The 23475-nt window shown below is 39.0% G+C and carries 22 protein-coding genes; 12 read left to right on the top strand and 10 right to left on the bottom strand.

Features of this window, described 5'->3' with window-relative positions; genetic code table 11:
• Nucleotides 1–5: 5 nt before the first annotated feature.
• The 7 genes from LVD15_RS06415 to LVD15_RS06385 all read right to left on the bottom strand — a co-directional run bounded on the left by LVD15_RS06415 (nt 6) and on the right by LVD15_RS06385 (nt 8889).
• The gene (locus LVD15_RS06415) at nt 6–296 is read right to left on the bottom strand and encodes a type II toxin-antitoxin system RelE/ParE family toxin (RefSeq protein WP_233779478.1); all 291 of its coding nucleotides are present in this window, start codon (nt 294–296) and stop codon (nt 6–8) included.
• Nucleotides 293–511, bottom strand: a complete 219-nt coding sequence (locus LVD15_RS06410; RefSeq protein WP_233779477.1) for an addiction module protein — start codon at nt 509–511, stop codon at nt 293–295. Before LVD15_RS06410 ends, LVD15_RS06415 begins: the two co-directional genes overlap by 4 nt.
• Nucleotides 512–675: 164 nt before the next feature.
• A complete protein-coding gene (locus LVD15_RS06405; RefSeq protein ID WP_233779476.1) occupies nt 676–3285 on the bottom strand; it encodes an ABC transporter permease in 2610 nt (869 codons plus the stop codon).
• On the bottom strand, nt 3278–5668 hold the full coding sequence (locus LVD15_RS06400; RefSeq protein WP_233779475.1) for an ABC transporter permease: 2391 nt from the start codon (nt 5666–5668) through the stop codon (nt 3278–3280). Before LVD15_RS06400 ends, LVD15_RS06405 begins: the two co-directional genes overlap by 8 nt.
• A 32-nt stretch (nt 5669–5700) precedes the next feature.
• Nucleotides 5701–5949, bottom strand: a complete 249-nt coding sequence (locus LVD15_RS06395; RefSeq protein WP_233779474.1) for a permease prefix domain 2-containing transporter — start codon at nt 5947–5949, stop codon at nt 5701–5703.
• On the bottom strand, nt 5949–8570 hold the full coding sequence (locus LVD15_RS06390) for an ABC transporter permease (RefSeq protein WP_233779473.1): 2622 nt from the start codon (nt 8568–8570) through the stop codon (nt 5949–5951). The genes LVD15_RS06395 and LVD15_RS06390 overlap by 1 nt, the downstream gene beginning before the upstream one ends.
• Nucleotides 8563–8889, bottom strand: a complete 327-nt coding sequence (locus tag LVD15_RS06385; RefSeq protein ID WP_202241819.1) for a PadR family transcriptional regulator — start codon at nt 8887–8889, stop codon at nt 8563–8565. The genes LVD15_RS06390 and LVD15_RS06385 overlap by 8 nt, the downstream gene beginning before the upstream one ends.
• A 155-nt stretch (nt 8890–9044) precedes the next feature.
• Between LVD15_RS06385 and LVD15_RS06380 the strand changes: the two genes are divergently transcribed.
• The 3 genes from LVD15_RS06380 to LVD15_RS06370 are packed head-to-tail and all read left to right on the top strand — an operon-like array spanning nt 9045 to nt 10510.
• Nucleotides 9045–9536: an RNA polymerase sigma factor gene (locus LVD15_RS06380; protein ID WP_233779472.1), complete on the top strand. Its 492-nt coding sequence runs from the start codon at nt 9045–9047 to the stop codon at nt 9534–9536.
• The gene (locus tag LVD15_RS06375) at nt 9526–9846 is read left to right on the top strand and encodes a hypothetical protein (RefSeq protein ID WP_233779471.1); all 321 of its coding nucleotides are present in this window, start codon (nt 9526–9528) and stop codon (nt 9844–9846) included. Before LVD15_RS06380 ends, LVD15_RS06375 begins: the two co-directional genes overlap by 11 nt.
• Before the next feature lie 13 nt (nt 9847–9859).
• Nucleotides 9860–10510, top strand: coding sequence for a Spy/CpxP family protein refolding chaperone (locus LVD15_RS06370; RefSeq protein WP_233779470.1), 651 nt, complete (start codon nt 9860–9862; stop codon nt 10508–10510).
• A gap of 96 nt (nt 10511–10606) precedes the next feature.
• Here the strand turns inward: LVD15_RS06370 and LVD15_RS06365 are convergent, their stop codons facing one another.
• Both LVD15_RS06365 and queG read right to left on the bottom strand, forming a co-directional pair.
• On the bottom strand, nt 10607–12262 hold the full coding sequence (locus LVD15_RS06365) for a S41 family peptidase (protein WP_233779469.1): 1656 nt from the start codon (nt 12260–12262) through the stop codon (nt 10607–10609).
• A 140-nt stretch (nt 12263–12402) separates the two neighbouring features.
• Nucleotides 12403–13341 (bottom strand): tRNA epoxyqueuosine(34) reductase QueG, encoded by a 939-nt coding sequence (queG, locus tag LVD15_RS06360; RefSeq protein WP_370687401.1) that lies wholly within the window; start codon nt 13339–13341, stop codon nt 12403–12405.
• A gap of 115 nt (nt 13342–13456) precedes the next feature.
• Between queG and LVD15_RS06355 the strand changes: the two genes are divergently transcribed.
• Together LVD15_RS06355 and LVD15_RS06350 are read left to right on the top strand one after the other, a co-directional pair.
• A complete protein-coding gene (locus LVD15_RS06355; protein ID WP_233779468.1) occupies nt 13457–13933 on the top strand; it encodes an RNA polymerase sigma factor in 477 nt (158 codons plus the stop codon).
• Nucleotides 13930–14529 carry a LapA family protein gene (locus LVD15_RS06350; protein WP_233779467.1) on the top strand — a complete coding sequence of 200 codons (600 nt, stop codon included), beginning with the start codon at nt 13930–13932 and terminating at the stop codon, nt 14527–14529. The genes LVD15_RS06355 and LVD15_RS06350 overlap by 4 nt, the downstream gene beginning before the upstream one ends.
• A gap of 201 nt (nt 14530–14730) precedes the next feature.
• On the opposite strand, the gene ruvB is transcribed toward LVD15_RS06350, so the two are convergent.
• Nucleotides 14731–15759, bottom strand: a complete 1029-nt coding sequence (gene ruvB, locus LVD15_RS06345; RefSeq protein WP_233779466.1) for a Holliday junction branch migration DNA helicase RuvB — start codon at nt 15757–15759, stop codon at nt 14731–14733.
• 127 nt (nt 15760–15886) lie between these two features.
• On the opposite strand from ruvB, the gene LVD15_RS06340 reads away from it, so the two are divergent.
• The 7 genes from LVD15_RS06340 (at nt 15887) to LVD15_RS06310 (ending at nt 23460) form a co-directional block, all read left to right on the top strand.
• Nucleotides 15887–16921, top strand: a complete 1035-nt coding sequence (locus LVD15_RS06340) for an FAD:protein FMN transferase (protein WP_233779465.1) — start codon at nt 15887–15889, stop codon at nt 16919–16921.
• Nucleotides 16918–17661: a class I SAM-dependent methyltransferase gene (locus tag LVD15_RS06335; RefSeq protein ID WP_233779464.1), complete on the top strand. Its 744-nt coding sequence runs from the start codon at nt 16918–16920 to the stop codon at nt 17659–17661. Before LVD15_RS06340 ends, LVD15_RS06335 begins: the two co-directional genes overlap by 4 nt.
• A 53-nt stretch (nt 17662–17714) precedes the next feature.
• Nucleotides 17715–18458, top strand: coding sequence for a ZIP family metal transporter (locus LVD15_RS06330; RefSeq protein WP_233779463.1), 744 nt, complete (start codon nt 17715–17717; stop codon nt 18456–18458).
• 61 nt (nt 18459–18519) lie between these two features.
• Nucleotides 18520–18954: a hypothetical protein gene (locus LVD15_RS06325; protein ID WP_233779462.1), complete on the top strand. Its 435-nt coding sequence runs from the start codon at nt 18520–18522 to the stop codon at nt 18952–18954.
• Between the two features lie 209 nt (nt 18955–19163).
• Complete coding sequence (gene acs / locus LVD15_RS06320; protein ID WP_233779461.1) at nt 19164–21059, top strand: acetate--CoA ligase; 1896 nt, start codon at nt 19164–19166, stop codon at nt 21057–21059.
• A 180-nt stretch (nt 21060–21239) separates the two neighbouring features.
• Nucleotides 21240–22412, top strand: a complete 1173-nt coding sequence (locus tag LVD15_RS06315) for a T9SS type A sorting domain-containing protein (RefSeq protein ID WP_233779460.1) — start codon at nt 21240–21242, stop codon at nt 22410–22412.
• Between the two features lie 76 nt (nt 22413–22488).
• Nucleotides 22489–23460 carry an ABC transporter ATP-binding protein gene (locus tag LVD15_RS06310; protein WP_233779459.1) on the top strand — a complete coding sequence of 324 codons (972 nt, stop codon included), beginning with the start codon at nt 22489–22491 and terminating at the stop codon, nt 23458–23460.
• Nucleotides 23461–23475: the final 15 nt, after the last annotated feature.

Here is a 23475-nt window from a genome sequence, read left to right as displayed (position 1 = left end):
TATTGCTACCTCCAAAACCCCGGACTTTGCTGAGTGCCTAATACGGCCAGTACATAAATGTTATTGCTTTCTATTTCATAATGTATGGCTACGGGAAATACTTTTATAAACGCCATTCTCACAATACTTTTATATCTTACCTGGTATTGATAGGGATTCATTAAAACCTTGGTGAGTTTGAAGTCCAGCATTTTCAGAAATCTATCACCTAGGCCTTCTTGTTTATCCTCATACCACTCCCTTAACCTTTTTATGTCGGTTTCAGCGCCAGGTTCAATGATTAACTGATAGCTCACATTGATTTTTTAACTTCTTCCCATGTTTTGCCTTGACCTGGGTTTTCTCTTCGCATTTTCAGACGCTCATCTAAGATGTCACGATGTTCAGGTGAAAGCTCGTATTGACTTTCTTGTTCAGCCTCTATCATCCCAAATACCATGTTAATAAACCTGTCATCTGCTTCGTGCTGTAAATAGTGCTGCACTTGCTCTAGTCTGCTCAAATTTTTCATATGTGTCAATTTAAGAGTAATTATTTATTTTATCCATTACCCTTATTGTTTTACCCATTTACAGTTATAACATAAGCCAAATATATTTCATTCTCGCTTAAACTATTAAAAATCAATTTTTTAATTCAATCAAACAAGATTTTATATGCTGCGACCTGGTAAAGTCACTCCCCCCTCAAACTATCCACAGGATTAACCAAAGCGGCCTTCACTGCTTGGTGGCTCACCGTAAGCAAGGTGATAAGTAAAACTCCAACCCAAGTAATGGCAAATAACCACCAGGGCATCGAGATGCTGTATTGGTAAGTAGAAAGCCATTCTGAAATAAAATAATAGGACAAGGGCGCTGATATGAAGCAAGCTATGAGGGTGAGCCAGGCGAATTCTTTGGATAGCAGTTGCCATAAACTCAGGGCTGAGGCACCTAAAATTTTTCTTATCCCTAATTCTTTGGTTCGCTGCTCTGCCAAATATCCGGATAAGCCGAACAACCCAATACATGAAATAAAAATGGCCAGAATAGTGAACAGGCCAGAAAGCTGCCCTAACCTCTCCTCGCTCTCAAACTTTTGAGCATACTGGTCATCTAAAAACTGGAAATTGAAGGGCACATTGGGTAATGTCTTTTTAAAGGTATTTTCCAGTACGGATAGGTTTTTGTGTATGCTTTGGTTCGGGTTGAGTCTTAGGTTGTAAAAATTATATGGTCCATCAATAACATAAAGGGTTGGTTTTACCTGTTCGTAAGGTGACTCCATCACCATATCCTTTACTACGCCTATGATTGGCGACTTTCTTTTCTTGCCAATGGATTGCCCGATAGGATCTGTCAACCCCATATATTTAGCAGCGGCTTCATTTATAATCACAGCTTCTTCATTCGCTTTATTGTCAGGATCAAAGTCTCTTCCTTCTAAAATTTTCCATTGCACAGTTGCTCCGTATTCCGGTGAGGATCTCACTATTAAAAACTGGTCTTTGAAATCAGTAGGTTTTCCCGGCCAGTCTACCCCTGAGGATCGGGAGTAAACGTCGGTTAAAGGGCTGTGAGAGCCGGACATTTCTACTACTGCACCAGAATTTATGAACTGGGTTCTCAGGCTTTTATATTTAAATTTGAAGGCATCAGAGTTGAGTCTTATTTGTATGAGGCCGGCCTTATTATATCCCGTCGGTCGGTCTTTAGTGAAATTTACCTGGAGATGAATCACGGCTGTGCAAACTATTAATACAATAGCCACGCTAAACTGGGTGATTACCAATGATTTTCTGGTGATAAGTGCAGCGGCCCCTTGTCTTACCTTACCTTTTAAGGCTTTAATGACATTAAAAGAAGATAAGTATATGGCAGGATAGCTGCCTGCCATTAGGGAGGTAATTATTATGAATGATCCTCCAATTAGCCAAAATGAGGGTGAATTGAGTGGTAAATCAATGTGCTTATGTGTCCAATTATTGAAATAAGGGAGCAATTGATACACCGCAAAAAGCGATACAATAAAGGCAGCGAATACAATCAAAAAGCTTTCCATGTAAAATTGGAAAATGATTTGAAAACGGCCTGAGCCAATGGATTTTCTTAAGCCAATTTCTTTAGATCGCTTCTCTGATCTGGCGGTGCTGAGATTCATAAAGTTAATGCAAGCCAACAGCAAAATAAACACGCCAATGGTTTCAAAAAGGTGTACAAAATCAATTCTACCTCCATCAAGCACACCATCTTCCCAGTGATTCTGCAAATACCAGTCTTGCATGGGGTATAAAAAGAGTTCGGCTTTGGTGTCTGTCAGGTGTTGATCTCTGTTTTCTAAAACATTCTTAACGGTTGCATTGGCCTGAGCCATGGAAACATTTTCATTCAGTAAAACAAAAGTCTGAAATGACTGATCCCAGACTTGCTCCACGGATTGAACCCATTCAGAACGAGCTACATATAATGACCAGGGAGCAATAAAATCCAGCCGAGAAAAGTTAGTTGAAGTATTGGAAGGTATATCTTCATAAACCCCCACTATCACCATTTCATGGGCATCATCCAATTGAATGGTCTTTCCTGCAGCCTCTTCATTACCAAATAAGGTTGTAGCCGCGCTTGAAGACAGTAATATGTTTCCTGGCTCAGCAAGTCCCTCATTATTTCCAGATATCATCTTTAATGATAACAGTTCTTCTGCGCCTTCCTGCATATAAATGCCGTGTTTTATAACATGAGTATTGTTGTGCGAGAGAATATGCTCTCTATTCCAGGTGCTCATTACCACCTGTTTGAATAGGCCGCTGTATTCATCTTTCAAAATAAACTCTAATGGCCGAGCAGTGGAATTCCCCACCTTTATGCCATCTTCATAAGTTTGCCTGTACATTACTTGCGCTACCCGGTCATAATTATTGAAATGCTTATCATAAGAATATTCATCTTTTACCCACAAGGCAATGGTAATCACCACCGTAAGACCTATAGCTAACCCACTGATATTGATCAAAGAAAAGGCTTTATTCTTGCCTAAATTTCTGGTGAATATTTTAAAATAATGCTGAAGCATAATCCCATGTATTGAATAGTTTGACCTAAAAATTCTAATAGCAAAAGGCCTGAAATAATGCAGCACCTGATACCAATAATTAAGCTTAGCCCACCATAATGACCCTTTTGCGGCGGCACTATAAAATTTTTCATCCAGATCACCCAGCACCTCTTCGGCTAACTCATCTTTTAGGAACCAGGTGAGCAGGCGCTCGGCTAGTTGGGGTGGTATTGGCCTACTTTTATTCATCTTTCAGACACTCCACAGGATTTACTGAGGCTCCTTTTAAAGTTTGAAGACCGATGATTAACCAGGTCCCTACAATTATTACTACTCCGAGCACTGCAAAATACCAGACACTAAAATTAGCTTTGAAGGCAAAATTGCTCAGCCATTGCAACGTAAAATAGTAAGCAATAGGCATGGCAATCAGCATAGATACTATCACAATAACTGTATACTCTGCCGTGAATAATTTTACGATTTGGAGGGTTTTAGCACCGAGCACTTTTCTTATACCAATTTCTTTCGTTCTCTGTAGAGTTATATAAGAAGTTAGCCCGAAGAGCCCCATAAGTGCAATGATTATGGCCAAGGCCGAGAAAACTGTGAATATTCTGGAAAACTGCTGATCTGATTTATACTGCTGGTTAAAATGTTCATCAAGAAAAAAATATTCAAATGGACTATTCGGAAAAGCCTTACCCCAGTTATCCTTAATTTCATTAGTGAGAGATAGATAGTTTGAGTTCGATAATTTTATAGAAAGATATTCACCCGTCCAAGGTGCATTAAGATATCTTTTCAACACAAAAACCATTGGGGCTACCTCCTTATGAAGTGATTCCTGGTTGTAATCCTTAACCACACCCACAACCTGCTTCTGGTGCTCATCTTCCGAATTTTCCATCCAAACCACCTCCTGGTCGATAGCTGATTCAGGACTTACAAACCCTAATTCCTTAATAGCCTGCTCATTAAAAATTAAGCCTGCTCTATCTGTTGCAGTTTCTTTGTCAAAATTTCTTCCTGCTTGAAATGTCATATCATAGGCGTCGAAAAAATCTTCATCGATAGCTACAATTCTTAGCCCCACCTTATTTTCAGGTGTGGCGCTCTGGTAAAATTTTCTGCCCCAGCTTAGCTCTTTTCCCGGCACGTCAGTAGATCTGGCAACTACCTTTACTCCTGATAACTGATTAGTCAGTTCCTTGAAATAGGATAAGTGTTTGGTATAAGTTGAATCTTGCATGCCCGGCCCTTTCACTACCAGCATCTGCTCCGGATCATAGCCTAAATCTCTTTCACGCATAAAATTCAATTGACTTTTTACCACAAAAGTGCCTATGATCAATATTATAGAGGCAGCAAATTGAAAGGCCACGAGCACTTTGCGCAATTTCACACCTCCTCTAGAGCTGGTTACTTTATTTTTTAATACATCCAGTGGTCGATAAGCCGAAAGAATAAAAGAAGGGTAAAAACCAGATAAAAATGTGCCCGCCAGCAAAATCGCAAAAGCAATGAGGATAAGCTCAAAATTATAGTGCATGCTGAATTGCCAACCCAGAAGACTTCTAACACCAGGTAGCAAAAGCTGAGACACTATAACTGCCACGGCAGCAGCTAATAGATTAACAACCAATGATTCTGACAAAAACTGGCCAATAAGTTGCCTTCGACTAGAACCAATTACTTTCCGTACGCCTATTTCCTTAGCCCTTTCAACTGCTTTAGCCACAGTAAGATTGAGATAGTTGATCCAGGCAATTACTAAAATGAAACAAGCGATAATCATCAGAAAGTTAACGGTCTGCCTGCTTCCATTTGGCTCCGCCTCCTCCTCCATGTGTGAGTCTAAATGAATGTTTTGAATTTGCGTTAAGTGCTTTTCACTTCTATAACCATTGTCTGCCCAAGCGTCCATTAAATCGCCTCTATACTTTTTCATTGTGGCTGCCATCTTGTTTTCAACAATCGCGGGGTCTGCATCTGGCCTTAGTTCAATGTAATTATAAAAGTTGTCCCAATCCCAGTTTTCATCCAGATTAAAAGGTATAGTGCTGAAGGAAATTAAGAAGTCAGTATGTAAATGAGAATTAGCAGGTATATCTTCAAAAACACCACTAACTTTTAGATCAACACTACCCCTCTCTCCTTGGTGCAGGGTGATGCTCTTCCCCACAGGCTCCTGGAAGGGAAAATATTTCTGAGCCATACTTGCAGAAATAGCTACATGATCGGGGTTAGAAAGTGCATTCTTAATGTTCCCCGATCTCATATTGTAAGAAAACATCTCCAGAAAATCCGGATCAGCAAAATATATTTTTGATTCGTGAAAGCTATTTTCACCTACCTGCATTACAGGATCTGGCATGAGAGGATCAGTATGTATTAGCCTGGCCGCATGCTCCACCTCAGGGATCTCTCTATTATAAGCCGGACTCAGGGCTGGGGAGCTCTGCGCTCTTTCTCCTAAACTTTCACCATAGGAAAACCCCTCATGGAACACCCTGTAAACATTCGGCTTACGGAAATCATCGTAACTATATTCAAATTCTACATACTGAAAAATAATGAGGCATGCAGCCATACTTGTAGCAAGCCCGAAGACATTTATCATCGAAAACATCTTATGCTTCTTTAGATTTCTATAGGCGAGCTTTAAATTATTTTGGAACATGACTGTTGTATTTGAGTTTGACCTAAAAATTCTAATAGCAAAAGGCCTGAAATAATGCAGCACCTGATACCAATAATTAAGCTTAGCCCGCCACAATGACCCTTTTGCAGCGGTACATAAAATTTTTCATCCAGATCACCCAGTACTTCTTCGGCCAGCTCATCTTTTAGGAACCAGGTGAGCAGGCGTTCGGCCAGTTGGGGTGGTATCGACTTTTTTGTTGTTTTCACTATTCAGATCTCAGTGTACGAGCAGGGTTGATCCTGGCCAACTTGAAGGACTGAAAACTCACGGTAAGTAAGGTAATGCCTAATATTATGAGACCTACCAGAGCAAAAATCCACCAGCTTAAGTCTATTCGGTATGCAAAACCTTGCAGCCAGTCGTTCATTAAAAGCCAGGCCAGTGGCACAGTAATAAGAAATGCTATAGCTACCAGCACCAGGAATTGAACAGAAAATTTCGATAAGATATGGCCTGCATCCGCACCCAGCACCTTTCGTATTCCCATCTCTTTGGTCCGCTGCTGAGCAGAAAACATAGATAAGCCTAATAAGCCCAGGCAAGAAATAATTATGGCCAGCCCGGCAAACAGATTACAAAGGTTAGACACTGTTTCCTCACTCTTGTAAAGCTTCATGTACTCAGCATCTAAAAACTTGTAGCTAAACGGATAATCAGGGTTGATCTCTTCAAGCACCTGCTCCATGCTGGCTAATGCTTCTTTAGTTTTCCCTGGCTCCGTACGTACGATAACTTCTCCAAAATATAAGTCTTCTTTTACATCTACCACCAGTGGCTTTATCTTCTGCTTGAAGGAATGAGTATGAAAATCTTTCAGCACGCCCACAATGTGCCCCTTCTTTTCCCAGGCAGATATCCATTTACCTATCGGATCTTTTATGCCCATTTCTCTTAGGGCAATTTCATTAATCATAAAAGCATTAGAATCACTGGCGATATTCCTGTCAAAAGCACGTCCCTCCACCACTTGTAAGTCCATTATTTTGGTAAAATCAAACCCAACGGAAACTGGCTTAAAACTCACCACCTGACCTTCTTGCTTGCCCTCCCAATTAATAGGATCAGCTGTCTCAAAATTCATGGCATGAGGTGCCTCACTGCTTCGGTCTACCAAAGCTATCCCTGGCATGGAATTCAACCTTTTTCTTAATAAATCATATTTGGGATTTAGGTTTCCTTCTATTCTCACATAGATGAGATTTTCCTTATCGTAACCTAAGTTGCTGTTTCTGATATAGTTAGTTTGCCAGGTAAATACCACTGTGGAAATGAGTAGCATAATAGAAAGGCAAAACTGAAACACCACCAATCCTTTTTGAAAGAGCCTTGAGCGATTTGAAAAACGAACAGTACCTTTTAATATTCTGGCTGGAACAAGTGCAGATAAAAAGAATGAAGGATAGGCCCCGGCAGCAAAACTGGTCATAAAAGCAAGCACCAAGAGAGAGGCCCAAAACCACAATTCTGTAAGTGGAAGTTCAATTTGCTTACCGGTAAACTGATTAAACGCTGGCAACAGGCTAAACACTATTAATACAGCCAATGCGAATGCCATTAAGGTCATTAGCAAAAATTCACTGAGAAACTGCTGCACCAGTAGGCTTTTTGAAGAGCCCACCACTTTGCGAACGGCCACTTCCTTACCTTTTTTAACCGAACGCGCAGTAGACAAATTCATGAAATTAATGCAGGCCACAATTAAAATAAATATGGCTACCCCGATGAACAACTTCACATAGGCCATTTTACCGTTAGCAGGCTTACCATTATCAAAACCGGAAACCAGATACTGATCTTTAAATGGCTGCAACCCTACACTCACTTTGTTTCCCGCATTTTCATCCACGCGATGGGACAAATAAGCACTGAGCTTTTGTGAGACTTCATCAGGATTAGCCCCTTCTTCTAATAAATAAGTAGTAATGATTTTATGAGATGCCCATTCCACTTTACGCAAAATTTGATTTTCTATGTTTATGACATAATCAAACTCCAGAGAACTATTTTGGGGCACATCTTCAAAAACAGCCTGCACCTGAAAATCGAGATTATTTTCATAGTTGAGGGTTTTGCCAATGGCCTCCTCCGGTGAATCGAAAAACATTAGAGCCATTTTTCTGGATATGGCTATCCTGCTAATATCTTTAATGGCCGCCTGCTTACTGCCCGCAATAATGGGATAGTCAAACATCTCAAAGAAATTAGGGCTTGCTCTTGAGCCTGACAGCTTAAACAGCTTTTCTCCCCGTCTAAAGGTTTTAGGAAACCCCCACGGCAATTCATAGCCCGTGGCATAGTGATTGACCATTTTCACCTCAGGAATTTCACTTTCAGCGGAATCTAAAAGTAAAGCTCCTGCATTGCTTAAGGGCGTATTGGGGCTGCCATTTAGATTGCCGGATTGTTCTTCTATGGTTTGGTAGACATTATAAAGCTGCTGGCTTTTGGAGTGAAAGTTATCCATCTGGAGCTCGTCATTAACCCATAGCATAATGAAGAGGAAGGATGCCAGACCCAGGGCGAGCCCTGAAATATTGATGATGGAATATGACTTAGAAGACCTAATGCTTCTAAAGCCAATTTTTAGGTGGTGAATAAGCATGATGTTTTGAGTTTTTGAACTAATACTTTTTATTGCAAATGGTCTCAGATAATGAATTACCTGATGCCAATAATTGAGTTTAGCTCGCCGCAATGACCCATTTGCAGCTTCGCTATAAAATTTCTCGTTCAAATCACCTAATACCTCTTCTGCCAGCTGCTCTTTTAAAAACCAGAGAAGTAAGCGTTCTGCAAGCTTAGGTGGTGTGTTGTTTTTCTTAACCATTGGCAAGACCAGGAAATTGGTTCCAAAGGGAAACCCTAAAATCCTTCGCCTCTGTCAACACCCTGTGCCCCAATGCAGTAATTGTATATATTCGCTTTCTTCTGCCTCCTCTTTCTGGAGAAGAAGCACCCATTTCAGAATTAAGAAAGCCTTTTTCCGAAAGTCGGTTTAAGGTGGAGTGTACCGCTCCTATAGAAACAGAACGCCCTGTTTGCGCTTCAAATTCATCTGATATTTTAAAAGCATAGGCATCTTCTTCTAATATGCCTACCAGTAATAATATCACTTCTTCAAACTCTCCTAATCGAGTTTCTTTCATGAGATACTTATTATATTCTAGATTGTAGAACTAATATATTAAAATTAAATCATATATCTTCTACAATCTAGAAATAAATAAGGGCGCGAAATTTTTTTAAATTTATTTCATGGCTTGTCATATAAATCAGCAGCAAGCCAGACTAAGGGGTAAGAATGACACAAAAAGAGTTAGAGCACCAATTAAAAGTTATGCATAAGGAAGCTTTCCTTTGGGCTCGTCAGTGCTGTTTTTATGATAGTGATACGGCTAATGAAGTGTTGCAGCAAGTGTATTTGAAAGTGTTAGAGGGGAGGGCTAAATACCGAGGTAAGTCAACGGTGAAAACCTGGTTGTTTTCTGTTGTAAAGTATACAGCTATTGATTTGCTAAAGAAGGAGAGTAAGTTTTCCAGTTTAGATATGGCTGATATTTCAATGCTGCAGAATGACACCTCTGAAACGGAAGCGGAGAATTATGAGGCCTTATTGAAACTACTCCCTGAGAGGCAGCAAGAAGTGCTTCTGCTGGTTTTTTATCATAACCTCACGCTGGAAGAAGTTGCCGGAGTCTTAAATGTGAGTTTAGGTACGGTGCGTACACATTATGACCGCGGAAAGAAAAAATTGAAAGAGCTGATTCAAGATAAATATGCTTATGGAAGATGAGAAATTAATGAAAGAATTCTTCAATAATATGAAGAAGCAAGATGAAGAGAGTATAGAAATTCCTGCCTTTCCGGCGAAGCGCAAGAGGAGGGTCAGACTTTCCTTAGTTTTTTCATCATTGGCGGTGGTGGTGCTGGCAGGTATAGGTTATACATTGCTTCCTTCTAAGGAAAAGGCTGCAGAGAATGTCGCTGAAATGAGCATTATTATAGAGACAGGGCCATCATTAAGCTCTGATTATTTGATAAAAGAAGAAACTGCTGTTAGCGAGTGGGAATCTCCTACTGCTTCATTAATAAACGATTTTTAAACAAGATAAGAATATGAAAAAGATACTAATGCTCGTATGGCTCACCTCCATTTCATGGGTGGGGTTTAGTCAGGATGTATTTCAACAGGAGCTGTATAGTGCTGACCTGGTAATGAAATACCGTAATGAAATTAAACTTACTGATAAACAGGTGACTGCAATTAAGAAAATTCATGCCGATCATATGGCCAATTTTAATTCTTTAAAATGGGATATGGATGCTTACCAGGTCAGTATGAAGCAAATGTTGGAAGGTAGTCATGTAGATTCTGAAAAATCTATTGATATGCTGGAAAAAATGTTGGTTTTGGAAAAGGACGCAAAAAAAATACGACTATCTATGCTTATTGAGATCAAGAATCAATTAACGGCTGCTCAACAAAAAGAACTTAATAAATATAAAGAAGCCGATGGGCAGCTATCCTATAATTTTATAACTCCTATCAATGAGAATCCAAGGGTTGTGCTTAAAATTGATCAGGTGCAGGCAGATTCAGGGCCAAAATATTATATTAAAACAGCATCTGGCCTTAAAGAAGTGGATTCTGTTAAAGATCTGAATCCTGCAGATATTAAGAGCTTAAATGTTTACAAAGGAGAGACCGCAGTAGAGAAGTTTGGCGAAACAGCGGCCAATGGAGTAATTGTAGTAGAACTGAAATAATAAAATGAGTAGGCTGAAAATGAAGGCTAACTATCACCTTCATTTTCAGCTGCTTGTATGTTTTACAATATTTATAAATATTGAATTTCTCACATATTATAGATCATCCGTACTCAGGAATTCAATAGCTTTCTTTAGAGCAGCATCTTCACCTTTTATCAGGACTTCTTCTGTATATTCTACCGGAATATCGATTTTCACACCACTTCTTTGAATATTGCTACCGTCTGGGTAGAATATGCCTATTCCTGTAAAGGCTGTGTACATCTTATCAACTACTTCATAAGAAATTACATTACCTTCAGCTCCAGCAGTTTGGGTGCCTATAACCGTAACATTTTCACAACTTTGAAGATCCATAACTATAAATTCCGAATGACTTATGGTTCTGGAATTTACGAGTGCTACAACAGGACCTTCAAATTGATAACCGCCTACAGGCCCAGAGGTTCTGGCTTTTTTATATTTAAACATCCCAGGCCTATTAAAGTCTGCAACTATACACTTGTAATAATCCGATTCCTCACTTTTGAAAAGGCCTACAAATGAACGTTTCATTAAGTATTTTGGATAGTTTCTCACGTCAACTACTACACCTTTTGCTTTTTTGAGTTCAATTTTGAGATCATCTATCTCATCATACCTTAGTTTGTCAAGGTTGACATATAAGATATTATCCTCCAGCATTTCCCATTTAGCTGATTTAGGATATTGATAATTAATCTCTTCAAGTGTATATCTTTGCACATACTGCTGAATAGTATCTTGTCCCCTGACGAGAGTTAAACTGACAGTGTCTTCATTGCCATTTAAAACACTATACCGATAGTTCAAACTTTTATTAGCCAAATTACTACCGGGGAGATAAGGGCTTATCTCCTTTATTTTATCCTCAATACTGAAGTCTCCTATTTTGATAATGTAGTCACCCTTTTGAAGATTATTTTTAGTCGATAAATCTTCATTTAATAAGTCGACAATTAGGGCCTTATTATCTCTTATAGCGAAAGCTACAGGTACATATTTGGTTCCAAAAAAATCATAGATTTCATCTGTAAACATATTGCCATGGCTATCGTCTATTTTTACTATTAGTCTTAAAAAGGTCAACTGAAAATCTTTGATAGTATTGGCTTTAATAAAATCAGGTATAAATTCTCTTAGCACGTCATCCCAGTCTTCATCCATCATAAACTTATAAGGAAAGAAGTATTCAATCGTATTCCAATACCTAAAAAGAAGGAGTAATCTCATGCTCTGATCTTCAACGTCTTTTAAGGTATATTTTTTCTCATGAGTTATTTCAGTCCTTTTACTTTTGGAATTCTGATTGACGTAAAACTGGTTATCCTTTACAGGTGATCCAATGAGAGTTGATAAATACCCTTTATTGTCGTTATTTAATATTGAATTGCTTTCTATCCATGAATCATTAAAATTTTTTACAAATTGAATATCCTCTGGAGTGATGCATTTTTCACAACTCTTATGCGGTCCTATTTCCTTTAACCAGTCACTAATTAAAACATTAACATCTGCTTCAGGGTCATTATTGATCTTATCAATCATAGACAGGACGTCGCTGTCCATATCAATCTTACCCTTTTGAACTTCAGAGTGATAATATTTTACCAGACCCCATGTTTTACATAGGGTGAAGAGTTTTGTATCTCTGTCTTTATTAGGGTTAGCAAAAGTACTCGTTTTTATTATACAGAGTACTAAAAGTAAAAATAGGTGGCATGCTTTCATACTGGCGTGTTTATTGTGAAATAATTGAGATTTAATATAATACGAATATTTATTCTCAATGTTGTTAGCCAGATCATGAAACCACTATTTCAGTAATGATGATCATTTCCTAAATTTCTCAATGATTAGACATGTAAAGGCTAACTATCACCTTCATTTTCAGCTGCTTGTATGTTTCTCATCAGTCCTTCGTACTTTGTTCTTTTTACCGCGGATTTTCTAAAGATTTCGTTAAAAAGCTCTCGGGTGAGTTCTTTCCACTCCTTTTTGTCTAAATCGCCAAGCTGAGGATGTGGTTTAAATTGTGGCTCCTGGTGAGCTTTAGAGAATCGGTTCCAGGGGCACACATCCTGGCATATGTCGCAGCCAAATACCCAATCTTCCATTTTAGAGTGCAGTTCTTTAGGTATTTCGTCTTTGAGTTCTATGGTTAGGTATGAGATGCATCGGTTAGCGTCTATCACGGTGGGTTCCGTAATGGCGTCTGTGGGGCAGTTATCCATGCAAGCGCTACAAGTGCCGCAGTAATCCTTCACGGGGCCATCATGCTCTAATTCTAAATCTATAATTAGCTCAGCCAGGAAGAAGAAGCTGCCGGCTTGTTTTCTTAAAATCAGGCTGTTTTTCCCTATCCAACCTACCCCACTTTTTTCGGCCCAGGCACGTTCCATTACTGGTGCTGAGTCTACAAATACACGACCATCTACATCACCAATTTCTTCCCTGATCATTTCAAGAAAGAGCTTGAGCTTTTCTTTTATTACGAAATGATAATCTTTTCCGTAAGCATATTTAGCCACTTTAAAGCTATTTTCTTTGGCCAGGTTCTCTTCGGGATAGTAGTTATAAGCCAGGCTTACCACTGACTTGGCTCCGGGAACCAGCTTGGTAGGGTCAAGTCTTTTGTCGAAGTGATTTTCCATGTAGCTCATTTTGCCGTGCATGTTTTGCTTTAGCCACTTTTCCAGGCGTGGGGCTTCATCTTCCAGAAATTCAGCTTTGGCTATACCGCAAAACATAAACCCCAAGTCATGAGCTATCTTTTTAATAATTTGGCTTCTTTCACTTTTTGACTGCACGCTACAAAGATAGATTTTGTCTAAAAATTCTCTTAATGAACATTTATTGAAAAAAGTTTTCCTTCGCTTGTAATAAATTTGAGATTTAACTTACTAACCTCCCGAATTCAAACTCATGGGATCGGATACCTTTTTTGAAAATTTTGTAAGTGATAATCTACGGATCATAAACCGCATCTGCAGGGCCTATGCACGTGACCCTGAAGAGATGAAGGATTATGTGCAGGAGGTGACTATACAACTGTGGAAATCTTATGAAAAGTTTAAAGGCAATTCTCAGGTTTCTACCTGGGTGTATCGGGTTACTTTAAATGTTTGCCTCTCTCTTTCTAAAAAGGGACAAAGGCGAGTGGAAACCGTTTCGATACTGCCTAATGATATACCTGAGGAAGGTATTGATCCGCAGCAAGAGCAGCTGGCCAAACTATATGCTGCTATGAAGAAATTAAAGGATACGGATAGAGCCATTTTATTACTATACCTGGAAGATAAGAGCTATACAGAGATGGCTGACATTTTGGGAATAACAGTTACTAATGTGGGCGCAAAAGTGAATAGAGCCAAAAATCAACTTAAATCCATAATAAGATGAATGTAGACCTGAAGGAATTATGGAATAATGCTGATGAAGCTTTGCTGTCTCCAGATTTTGATCGATTGGAGTCTCAGTCTGAGGGCGTGCTTCGTAGCATAAGCAAGGTGTTAAAAATAGAGTTTTGGATCAATCTGTTATTTAGCCCTTTGGTAATTGTTTGGTTAGCGATCAGTGAAATGTGGTGGTTGGCTTTGCTGCAGCTGGTGTTTAGTGCTGGTTATTTCTTTTATTACAAAATGCTCATCAACAAAACTTCAGGGTTTGATTATAGCCAAAATGTGCTGCAGGGGTTAAAGGCCACTTACCGGTATTTGCATGTTTTCCTTTTGCATTATAAAATCTTAATGTGGTTGATTTTTCCGGTTATTGGCTCCATTGCGTTTATGCGTGGTGTACATGTTGGGTACACACAGGCTGGTGGTGTAGACTTTTGGTTTAATTATAAAATATGGTTAGTGATCTTAGGAGCTTTGTTGGTAGCAGCGCTAGTCTCCTGGCTCATTAATTGGCTGGTAAACCTGCTGTATGGCCATAAAATCAAAAGGTTAAAGCAGCAGATAAAAGATTTTGAAAATAATTCAGGAGATCTGTAATAAAGAATGGCTTTAGTCTACTAACCTGAAAACTAAATAATTAACTGATGGAAACTATAATTGAAAAACTAAGTGGGAAGAGTAGAAAAAGTCAAATCTTATTTACTGTGCTTTTTTTACTAATCATCTTCATTGTTTGCTTTAAAAGCGGGGTAGTTATTGGCAGGGCTTTTGGGCATCTCCTGCCATGATAACCATTTCTTAATCAAATAGCCCTCTGGTTTTATTAGGGGGCACTATTTTTAAATGCTTATAAGCTAACTCAGTTGCTTCCCTACCTCGAGAAGTTCTTTTTATAAATCCTTCCTGAATCAGAAACGGCTCATATACTTCTTCAATAGTTTCTGCCTCATCACCACAGGCGGTGGCTATGGTAGAAATACCCACAGGGCCACCTTTAAATTTCTCTATAATGGTAGACAGTATTCTATTATCCATATCATCAAGGCCATGTTCATCTACATCCAGCGCATCAAGAGCCATTTTGGCGATGTCTTTAGTGATGGTGCCATCCCCTTTTATTTGAGCAAAATCCCGGGTTCTGCGTAGTAGGTTGTTGGCTATCCTTGGCGTTCCTCTGCTTCGGCGAGCAATTTCATAGGCCGCATCTTCATGAATAGGGCAATTAAGAATGCTACATGAGCGCTGTATAATGGTTTTTAAAAGTTCGGCATCATAATACTCTAGTCGGGCATTTATTCCAAACCTGGCTCTCAGGGGCGAGGTAAGTAGCCCTGCACGTGTAGTGGCACCTATTAAGGTAAAGGGGGAAAGGCTGATCTGCACCGTTCTGGCACTGGGGCCTGAATCCAGCATAATATCTATCCTGAAGTCTTCCATGGCAGAATACAAATATTCTTCTACTATGGGGTTCAGGCGGTGAATCTCATCAATAAAGAGCACATCGTTATCTTCCAGGTTGGTCAGTAAGCCAGCCAAATCACTGGGCTTATCCAGGACCGGGCCTGAGGTGATCTTGATGTTCGTATCCAGCTCATTGGCTATAATATGAGATAGAGTGGTCTTTCCTAATCCTGGAGGGCCATGAAGCAATACATGATCCAGAGATTCTCCCCGCTGCTGGGCAGCACGAACAAATATTTTAATGTTCTCAACCACCTTATGCTGGCCGGTAAAATCGCCGAAACTTAAAGGCCTGAGTGCTTTTTCAATTTCTTTTTCTCCAGCATTGAGCCCTTCTCCATCTCCACTTAAATAGTCTTCTCTCATATATTAGTCAACCAGATATTAGATTCCCTTTTTCCAAGTGTGAATTTAAGATATAATTCCCTAATTAATAATTCTAAATAAAGATAAGCCTCTTCAATTTCATTAATTTTAGGCCAAATTTTGATGTATGACGCTTCGATATAAAAATATCATATATACTGTGGTGCTGTTACTGGCCGTTTTTTTGGTTTGGAAATACAGGAAGAGTAATCTAATACCTTTAGGGTACCTTACCGGTAAAACCATGGGACCAATAGAGTATCACATTAAATATTTTGATGATGATACCCGCTACTTTCAGAAGGAAGTAGATTCATTGCTCAAGGTATTTAATCAGTCATTAAGCACTTATATTCCTGAGTCAGAAATATCCCGGTTTAATAGAGATTCGATTTTTGTTTTTGAAAGTGCATTTTTCTACCCTGTGTTAGAAGATAGCCGTAAAATATTTGAATATACTGATGGTGCTTTTGACCCTACCATTATGCCTGTGGTTAATGCCTGGGGCTTTGGTCCACAAAAGGAAATAACAGTGGATAGTGCTTACATAGATTCACTGATGACTTTTGTGGGTATGGAGAAGGTGCTTTACAATGAAAAGCAGGTTTGGAAATCAGATGATAGGGTGCAGCTAGACTTTAGTGCTTTGGCTAAAGGTTACGGTATAGATGTAGTAGGGCGCTTTCTGGAAGAGAAAGGCATAGAAAACCTATTTGTAGAAATTGGCGGTGAAGTCTACGCGAAAGGAAAAAACTTACAGAAAGATAAATACTGGGAAGTGGGCATATTAGATCCGCGGTCTGATCAACTGAATCAGTTTTATTACGCTTACGCAAAAATAAAGGATAGAGCCATGGCTACTTCAGGTAATTATTTTAACTATCAGGAGATCGATGGCGTCATGTACGGTCATACTCTAAGTCCTAAAACAGGCCATCCTATTAAACACTCGTTGCTTAGTGCTACCGTTTTTGCGCCTGACTGTATGACGGCTGATGCTTTGGCCACAGCCTGTATGGTGATGGGAAAGGAAAAATCAATGGATTTTTTCAAAAAGCACGCTGAGTTTGATGCCTTGCTGGTATATACTGATAGCGAAGGGCAGCTCCATCATTTTACAACCGATGGAGTGAAGGAAGATATCGAAATAGCAGAACAATGAAACCTGTAGTCAGAGAGTGGTTTGGAGATTGGTTTAACTCACCTTATTATCATATCCTTTATAAAAACAGGGATTTTGAGGAGGCTAAGAGGTTTATAGATAATCTTATTGAATATTTTCAGGTTACTCCAGATCATAAAGTCTTGGATCTCGCATGTGGCAAGGGCAGGCATTCTGTCTATATGAATGAAAAAGGTTTTGAGGTGGTAGGTGTGGATCTGGCAGATCATAATATTGAATATGCCAGGCAGTTTGAAAACGACACGCTTCATTTTTATGAGCATGACATGCGAGAAGTATTTGCACACCATGAATTTGACTTTATACTTAATTTATTTACCAGTTTTGGTTATTTCGGAACTGAAGAGGAAAATGAAAAGACCATAAGTTCTGTGGCAGAAGGCTTAAAGCCAAAAGGAGCCTTTCTGATAGATTTTTTAAATCCACATTGGGTTATGGATAATATGGTACCTTATCAGGAAAAAGAGGTGGAAGGTATAGAATTTAAAATATCCAAGCAGCTGAGTGATGATGGCTTTATCATTAAAAATATAGAATTCACCGATCATGGTAAGCGGTATAAGTTTTATGAGCGTGTTAAAATTTTGTATAAAGAAAGCTTCATTAACTACTTTACCAAAGCAGGCTTGCATGCAGTGAAGCTTTTTGGTGATTATGACCTAAATGCTTACGATGAGAAAAAATCTGAACGTATGATTTTTATTGCCCGAAGTGAATAAATAGCGGGTCTAACTGCAACAATGTTGTATATTTGCCGTTTAATCCAATTTAAATGGCTTTTAATCTGATATTTTTATTTTTAGCGGCTGCCATTCCAGGAGCAGTTGCATTTTTTATACCTCAGAAGCAAGGGATAAATTATAAGTTGATATTGGTATTTGCAGGTGCTTATCTGTTTGCCATTACCATTATACACATATTGCCTGAGCTTTTTGCGCGTTCTGAAGATCCTACCAGCATAGGCCTTTATATTTTGATAGGCTTTTTTATCCAGCTTATTTTAGAGTATTTCTCTTCTGGTGTAGAGCATGGGCATATGCATGAGCATGGAGAAAATCATAACCATGCCAAAAGTGGCGCCATCATGGTGCTATTGGCTTTATCGGTGCATGCGTTTTTAGAAGGATCCTTATTAGCGCACCCCAGTACGGTGCATGCGCACCATGAATCAAGAACATTGCTGTTCGGCATTTTGCTACATAAGGCTCCGGCGGCTTTTGCTTTAATGTCTATTCTGGTATGCCAGCTAGGCAAAAAGGCTATGACAGGCATATTCCTTCTGATCTTTTCATTGGCCTCTCCTTTTGGGTTGGTTCTGGGGGATTATTATGTGGAGCATCAAGCATTTTCTCCAGAGTCATTTACCATAATTTTTGCCATAGTGAGTGGTAGCTTTTTACATATCTCTACTACTATCATATTTGAAAATAACGCGAACCATTTGTTTAACGCCAGAAAGTTAGGTGTAGCTATTTTTGGAGCTCTTATCGCTGTTATGGCAGAAGTGTATTTTTAATTTCTTCTTTTTTCTCTTTAAATAACTCCATATCTTGCATTGAAATCATATTAAATAAAAAATGATGAAGGCAATAGGATTAGCTTTACTACTAGTTTTAGTTACGGTTGAATTTACTAAGGCTCAGTTTGATGAAAGCCAGTTAACCAACTTAAGGAAAGTAGAAAAATACGGCAGGTTAAAACGTACAGGCACCGCTATGGCTGTTGGTGGGGGTGTAATGACTGCAGCTGGTATAGTGCTCATAAGTCAGGCCGATTGGGAAGATACGAGTGGCTACGGAAGTAATAATAACACTGTTACTACTGATGATCCTGAAGGAGTAGCAGGAATCCTTTTTACAGTAATTGGGGTGCCACTAACGGTTACTGGGGTAGTATTGGCTATTGTTGGTCATAAAAAAGAAAAGGAATATGAGCGAAGGCTTGACAGGGTGAGCGCGGGCTACTTTAGAAAGAACGGTGCTACTGGCATTACGCTTACTTACCGGTTTTAGCTCCTATATTGAAGTAGAATAATAAAGACATTTATATCATTAAGTAAAGCTCTTCGCTGATAAGTGAAGAGCTTTTTTATTTGTTCGAACATTAAACATTATACTTTTCGATAACGTTTGCAGTGTAGTATTTCGTCGTATGCTGGTTTTTTTGCAAATTAGGGAAGCGGCTTTAGGCGAAAAAATATTACTAATCAACAATTAAAAGTATGATCAATAAAATCCAGACATTAAGTGGCTATTTTTACGATTACCAAAAGAGTGTTCAAGACCCTGAGCACTTTTGGAGTAGAGTAGCCGATGCGTTTTACTGGCATAAGCGATGGGATAAGGTAGTGGAATGGGACTTTGATAAGCCAGATGTAAAGTGGTTTAAAAATGCCCAGTTAAACATCACTGAAAACATCCTGGAAAGGCATCTCTTTTTGCTGGGTGATAAGCCGGCCATCATCTGGGAACCCAATGATCCTAAAGAAGATAACAGGATTATTAGTTATAAGGAATTACATGAAATGGTCTGTCAGTTTGCTAACACTCTAAAAGAAAATGGAGTGGGTAAAGGTGATAGAGTAATTATATATATGCCCATGGTGCCTGAGGCAGCTGTGGCTATGCTGGCCTGCGCACGTATTGGTGCGGTCCATTCTGTAGTATTTGCAGGGTTCTCATCTCAATCTTTGTCAGATAGAATTAATGACTGTGAAGCTAAAATGGTACTTACCTCTGATGGTAATTTTAGAGGTGAGAAAAAGATAGAAGTGAAGACTGTGGTAGATGAAGCACTCGAATCAACCTCTACAGTAGAGAAGGTCATAGTGTATAAAAGAACTTGTCAGGAAGTGACTATGGCTGAAGGGAGAGATATTTGGTGGCATGAGGCCATTGAAGGTGTTTCTACAGAGAATAAGGCCGAGATCATGGATTCTGAAGACATGCTTTTTATTCTTTATACTTCAGGTTCTACCGGTAAGCCTAAGGGAGTTGTGCACTCTTGTGGTGGTTATATGGTGTATTCTTGCTATTCTTTTCAGAATGTATTTCAATATAATCAGGGAGATGTCTATTGGTGTACGGCAGATGTTGGTTGGATCACCGGTCACTCTTATATAGTTTACGGCCCACTATTAGCTGGTGCTACTACTCTTATGTATGAAGGTGTGCCTACTTACCCTAATGCAGGTCGCTTTTGGGAGATATGTGATAAATATCAGGTGAACCAGTTCTATACAGCCCCTACTGCTATCAGGGCTTTGCAGGCCTATGGTGCTGAAGCCTTAAAGCCGTATAAACTAGATTCTTTGCGTGTGCTGGGTTCTGTAGGTGAGCCTATTAATGAAGAAGCCTGGCACTGGTATCATGATCATGTGGGTAAAGGAAGATGCCCTGTGGTAGATACTTGGTGGCAAACAGAAACTGGTGGAATTTTGGTTTCTCCCATAGCCAGTGTTACGCCTACTAAACCATCTTATGCCACATTACCGTTGCCAGGTGTACAATTGGCCATTTTAGATAATGATGGTAATGAGCTTAAAGGTAATAGTGTAGAAGGAAACCTTTGTGTGAAATTCCCTTGGCCTTCTATATTAAGAACTACTTATGGAGATCATGATAGGTGCAAGCAGACCTATTTCTCTAGCTTCAAAGGCTATTATTTTACGGGTGATGGCGTGAAGCGCGATGAAGATGGCTACTACCGTATTTTAGGTAGAGTAGATGATGTTATTAATGTTTCTGGCCATAGAATGGGTACTGCAGAGGTAGAAAATGCTATTAATGAACACCCTAAAGTAGTGGAATCCGCAGTGGTTGGTTATCCGCATGATATTAAAGGACAAGGAATTTATGCCTATGTAATTTGTGATATGGAAGGTCGTTCTGAAGATAACCTGAAACAGGAAATTAGAGTGACGGTAAGTAAAATTATAGGACCTATCGCTAAGCCTGATAAGATACAGATTGTGCCAGGATTGCCTAAGACCAGATCGGGAAAAATCATGAGGAGGATTTTAAGAAAAATAGCGAGTGGAGATACAGAAAACCTCGGAGATACTTCTACATTGCTCAATCCAGATGTTGTAGATGAAATCATTAAAAATGTAATATAATCCATTTTAATATGTTATTATCATTAATGGTGACATGTGGATTGAATCTATGAAGAGAATAAAATCCCGAAATGGAAATACTATTTAGCAACAAAGGTCTTTATTATTGAATAAAGGCCTTTTTTATTGTTGGCACATTATTTACATTTGTTGAATGTTGTCATGAAAATTACATAGGTGGTGAAATATCGATATTTTAGTATAATTTTTCTTTTTTTTAGTGTATATAATTTAGCTAACGCTCAAATAACTTATTCTAGTAAGAGCAACTACTCAGGGAATTGGGAAGATCAAGCTACATGGTCAAGTACAGGAGGCTGGGGAGGATCACCTACTACGCCTAATAACCCTACAAATAATAATGCTATCGGTATCAACTTATATGGCTATATCAGAACTGCAGGGTCCTTATCAGTGCAAAATGCGAGTCCTAAAATCCATATTTATGACACCTTGTATGTGGATGGCGATTTAACCCTTGGTTCTAGTGCTTCAATAGAAATTCATGATAATGGCGTTCTAATCGTAACGGGTTCATATACTTCTTATGGCGGTTTTAAAAGTGATAATAATGGTAGAGTAGTGGTACTAGGAGACCTTAACATTAATGATGGAACTGCCGTAACCACCAATTCTAATTTTTATATTTTTGGAAATCTGAATAATAATAATGGTACTATAGGTGATGGCTCTAACAACTGCGCCACTACTTGGTGGGGGACTCCCTCCTGTAATCCTACAGATTATACTGCTACGGAAAGTGATTTATATAATGATGACAGACCACTTTATGATTTCGTAAGAAATGGAGGGGTGCTTCCTATTGAGATCAGTGATTTTTCAGCACAAGTTGCTGATCATGCTGTTGAACTTACCTGGGTTACGCTTACAGAGTTAAATTTCGATCATTTTGTGATAGAAAGATCAGTGGATGCAGTGGACTTTGAGGAAGTGGGGTACTTAAGAGGTAACGGAAATTCTTCTGAAGTAATTGATTATGCCTGGACTGATTATGCTCCGGCTGAAGGAGTAGCCTATTATAGACTTAAAGCTGTCGACTTTGATGGCTTTATAGAATATCATGGTTTAGTAAGAGTGGAGTATGTAGCGCATGGTCTGAGTTATCAATTGTATCCAAACCCAGTGACTAATCATAGTATAACTGTAAAAAGCACCCAGCAACTCAAAAAGTTGGTAGTGATTTCTGCCAAAGGAGATCTATTAGAGCTTGCTATTGATGGAGATGGTTATACGAATGAGTTGTCTATTCCGCAGAACATGGCCAAAGGTTATTATATAGTTCAGCTTACATTTGCTAGTGAGTTAATCACTCAAAAAATATTGATTAACTAGTTCCAATTAAATTGGTTAATTAGGAAAGCAGGGGTAGTTTTAGCCTTCCAAATGATTTTATAAGAAGACATTTTTTATGCTAGAATTATCCAATGTTTCTTTTGCCTATAACCATGATCCTATATTAAAATCAATCAATTTTAGCCTGGCTCAGGGGCAGCATTTAAGTGTAATAGGAGCCAGCGGATGTGGTAAAACTACTCTTTTGGAAGTGATATATGGCTTACTTTCTTATGAGGGTGTGGTGAGCTGGGGAGATAGAAAAATTACTAAGCCAGAAGATAAGCTGGTGCCAGGCGAGCCTTTCATAAAATACCTTTCTCAATCTTTCGATCTATACCCTTTTCATAAGGTTTCAGAAAATGTAGGTAAGCACCTAAAGCTGATGCCTATGGATGAAAAACAGGATCGGATACAAGAGCTGCTGGAGATGGTGGAGATGGAAGATTTTGCTGATATACAGACTAAATATCTTAGCGGTGGTCAGCAGCAGCGGGTAGCCATAGTGCAGGCATTGGCACAAGAGCCGGAGCTGCTTTTGCTCGATGAGCCTTTTAGTCACATAGACCAATATAGAAGAAATAACTTGCGTAGGAATATCTTTAATTACCTGAAAGAAAAGAATATTACCTGTATTGTAGCTACTCATGATCCTACTGAAGTCCTTTCATTTTCTGATGATGCCATAGTAATGAAAGAAGGCGAAATAATAGCTCATGAAACGCCAACCCATTTATATTATAACCCGGCTAATAAGTATGTGGCTAACTTGTTTGGAGAGGTATCAGAAGTAGAAGCTAATGTTATATGGCCGCAGCTAAATAGTGATAAGAAGGTGCTACTTTATCCGCATGATCTGTATGTGACTGAAAGAGCGACATTATCAGCTACGGTGGTGAAAAGCTACTTTTGTGGTAAAGACTATTTGGTGGAAGCCAGGTATAATGGTAAGAAGCTGTTTTTTAACAATCCTGAAGCTTTAGAGGGAAATAAAGAAGTAAATCTGGCTGCTGATTATGACAAGTTAAAGGGCCGATTAGAAAAATAAAAATAATTCCGATGG

The sequence above is a fragment of the Fulvivirga maritima genome (assembly GCF_021389955.1).
Classification (GTDB): domain Bacteria; phylum Bacteroidota; class Bacteroidia; order Cytophagales; family Cyclobacteriaceae; genus Fulvivirga; species Fulvivirga maritima.
The sequence above is the reverse complement of the archived record's forward strand: the minus strand, read 5'-3'. Positions and strand labels throughout refer to the sequence as shown.

Coding starts and splice junctions, on each gene's coding strand:
- LVD15_RS06410 (WP_233779477.1), bottom strand. CDS start 511: ATGAAAAATTTGAGCAGACTAGAGCAAGTGCAGCACTATTTACAGCAC.
- LVD15_RS06405 (WP_233779476.1), bottom strand. CDS start 3,285: ATGAATAAAAGTAGGCCAATACCACCCCAACTAGCCGAGCGCCTGCTC.
- LVD15_RS06400 (WP_233779475.1), bottom strand. CDS start 5,668: ATGTTTTCGATGATAAATGTCTTCGGGCTTGCTACAAGTATGGCTGCA.
- LVD15_RS06390 (WP_233779473.1), bottom strand. CDS start 8,570: ATGGTTAAGAAAAACAACACACCACCTAAGCTTGCAGAACGCTTACTT.
- LVD15_RS06385 (WP_202241819.1), bottom strand. CDS start 8,889: ATGAAAGAAACTCGATTAGGAGAGTTTGAAGAAGTGATATTATTACTG.
- LVD15_RS06380 (WP_233779472.1), top strand. CDS start 9,045: ATGACACAAAAAGAGTTAGAGCACCAATTAAAAGTTATGCATAAGGAA.
- LVD15_RS06375 (WP_233779471.1), top strand. CDS start 9,526: ATGGAAGATGAGAAATTAATGAAAGAATTCTTCAATAATATGAAGAAG.
- LVD15_RS06370 (WP_233779470.1), top strand. CDS start 9,860: ATGAAAAAGATACTAATGCTCGTATGGCTCACCTCCATTTCATGGGTG.
- LVD15_RS06365 (WP_233779469.1), bottom strand. CDS start 12,262: ATGAAAGCATGCCACCTATTTTTACTTTTAGTACTCTGTATAATAAAA.
- LVD15_RS06355 (WP_233779468.1), top strand. CDS start 13,457: ATGGGATCGGATACCTTTTTTGAAAATTTTGTAAGTGATAATCTACGG.
- LVD15_RS06350 (WP_233779467.1), top strand. CDS start 13,930: ATGAATGTAGACCTGAAGGAATTATGGAATAATGCTGATGAAGCTTTG.
- ruvB (WP_233779466.1), bottom strand. CDS start 15,759: ATGAGAGAAGACTATTTAAGTGGAGATGGAGAAGGGCTCAATGCTGGA.
- LVD15_RS06340 (WP_233779465.1), top strand. CDS start 15,887: ATGACGCTTCGATATAAAAATATCATATATACTGTGGTGCTGTTACTG.
- LVD15_RS06335 (WP_233779464.1), top strand. CDS start 16,918: ATGAAACCTGTAGTCAGAGAGTGGTTTGGAGATTGGTTTAACTCACCT.
- LVD15_RS06330 (WP_233779463.1), top strand. CDS start 17,715: ATGGCTTTTAATCTGATATTTTTATTTTTAGCGGCTGCCATTCCAGGA.
- LVD15_RS06325 (WP_233779462.1), top strand. CDS start 18,520: ATGATGAAGGCAATAGGATTAGCTTTACTACTAGTTTTAGTTACGGTT.
- acs (WP_233779461.1), top strand. CDS start 19,164: ATGATCAATAAAATCCAGACATTAAGTGGCTATTTTTACGATTACCAA.
- LVD15_RS06310 (WP_233779459.1), top strand. CDS start 22,489: ATGCTAGAATTATCCAATGTTTCTTTTGCCTATAACCATGATCCTATA.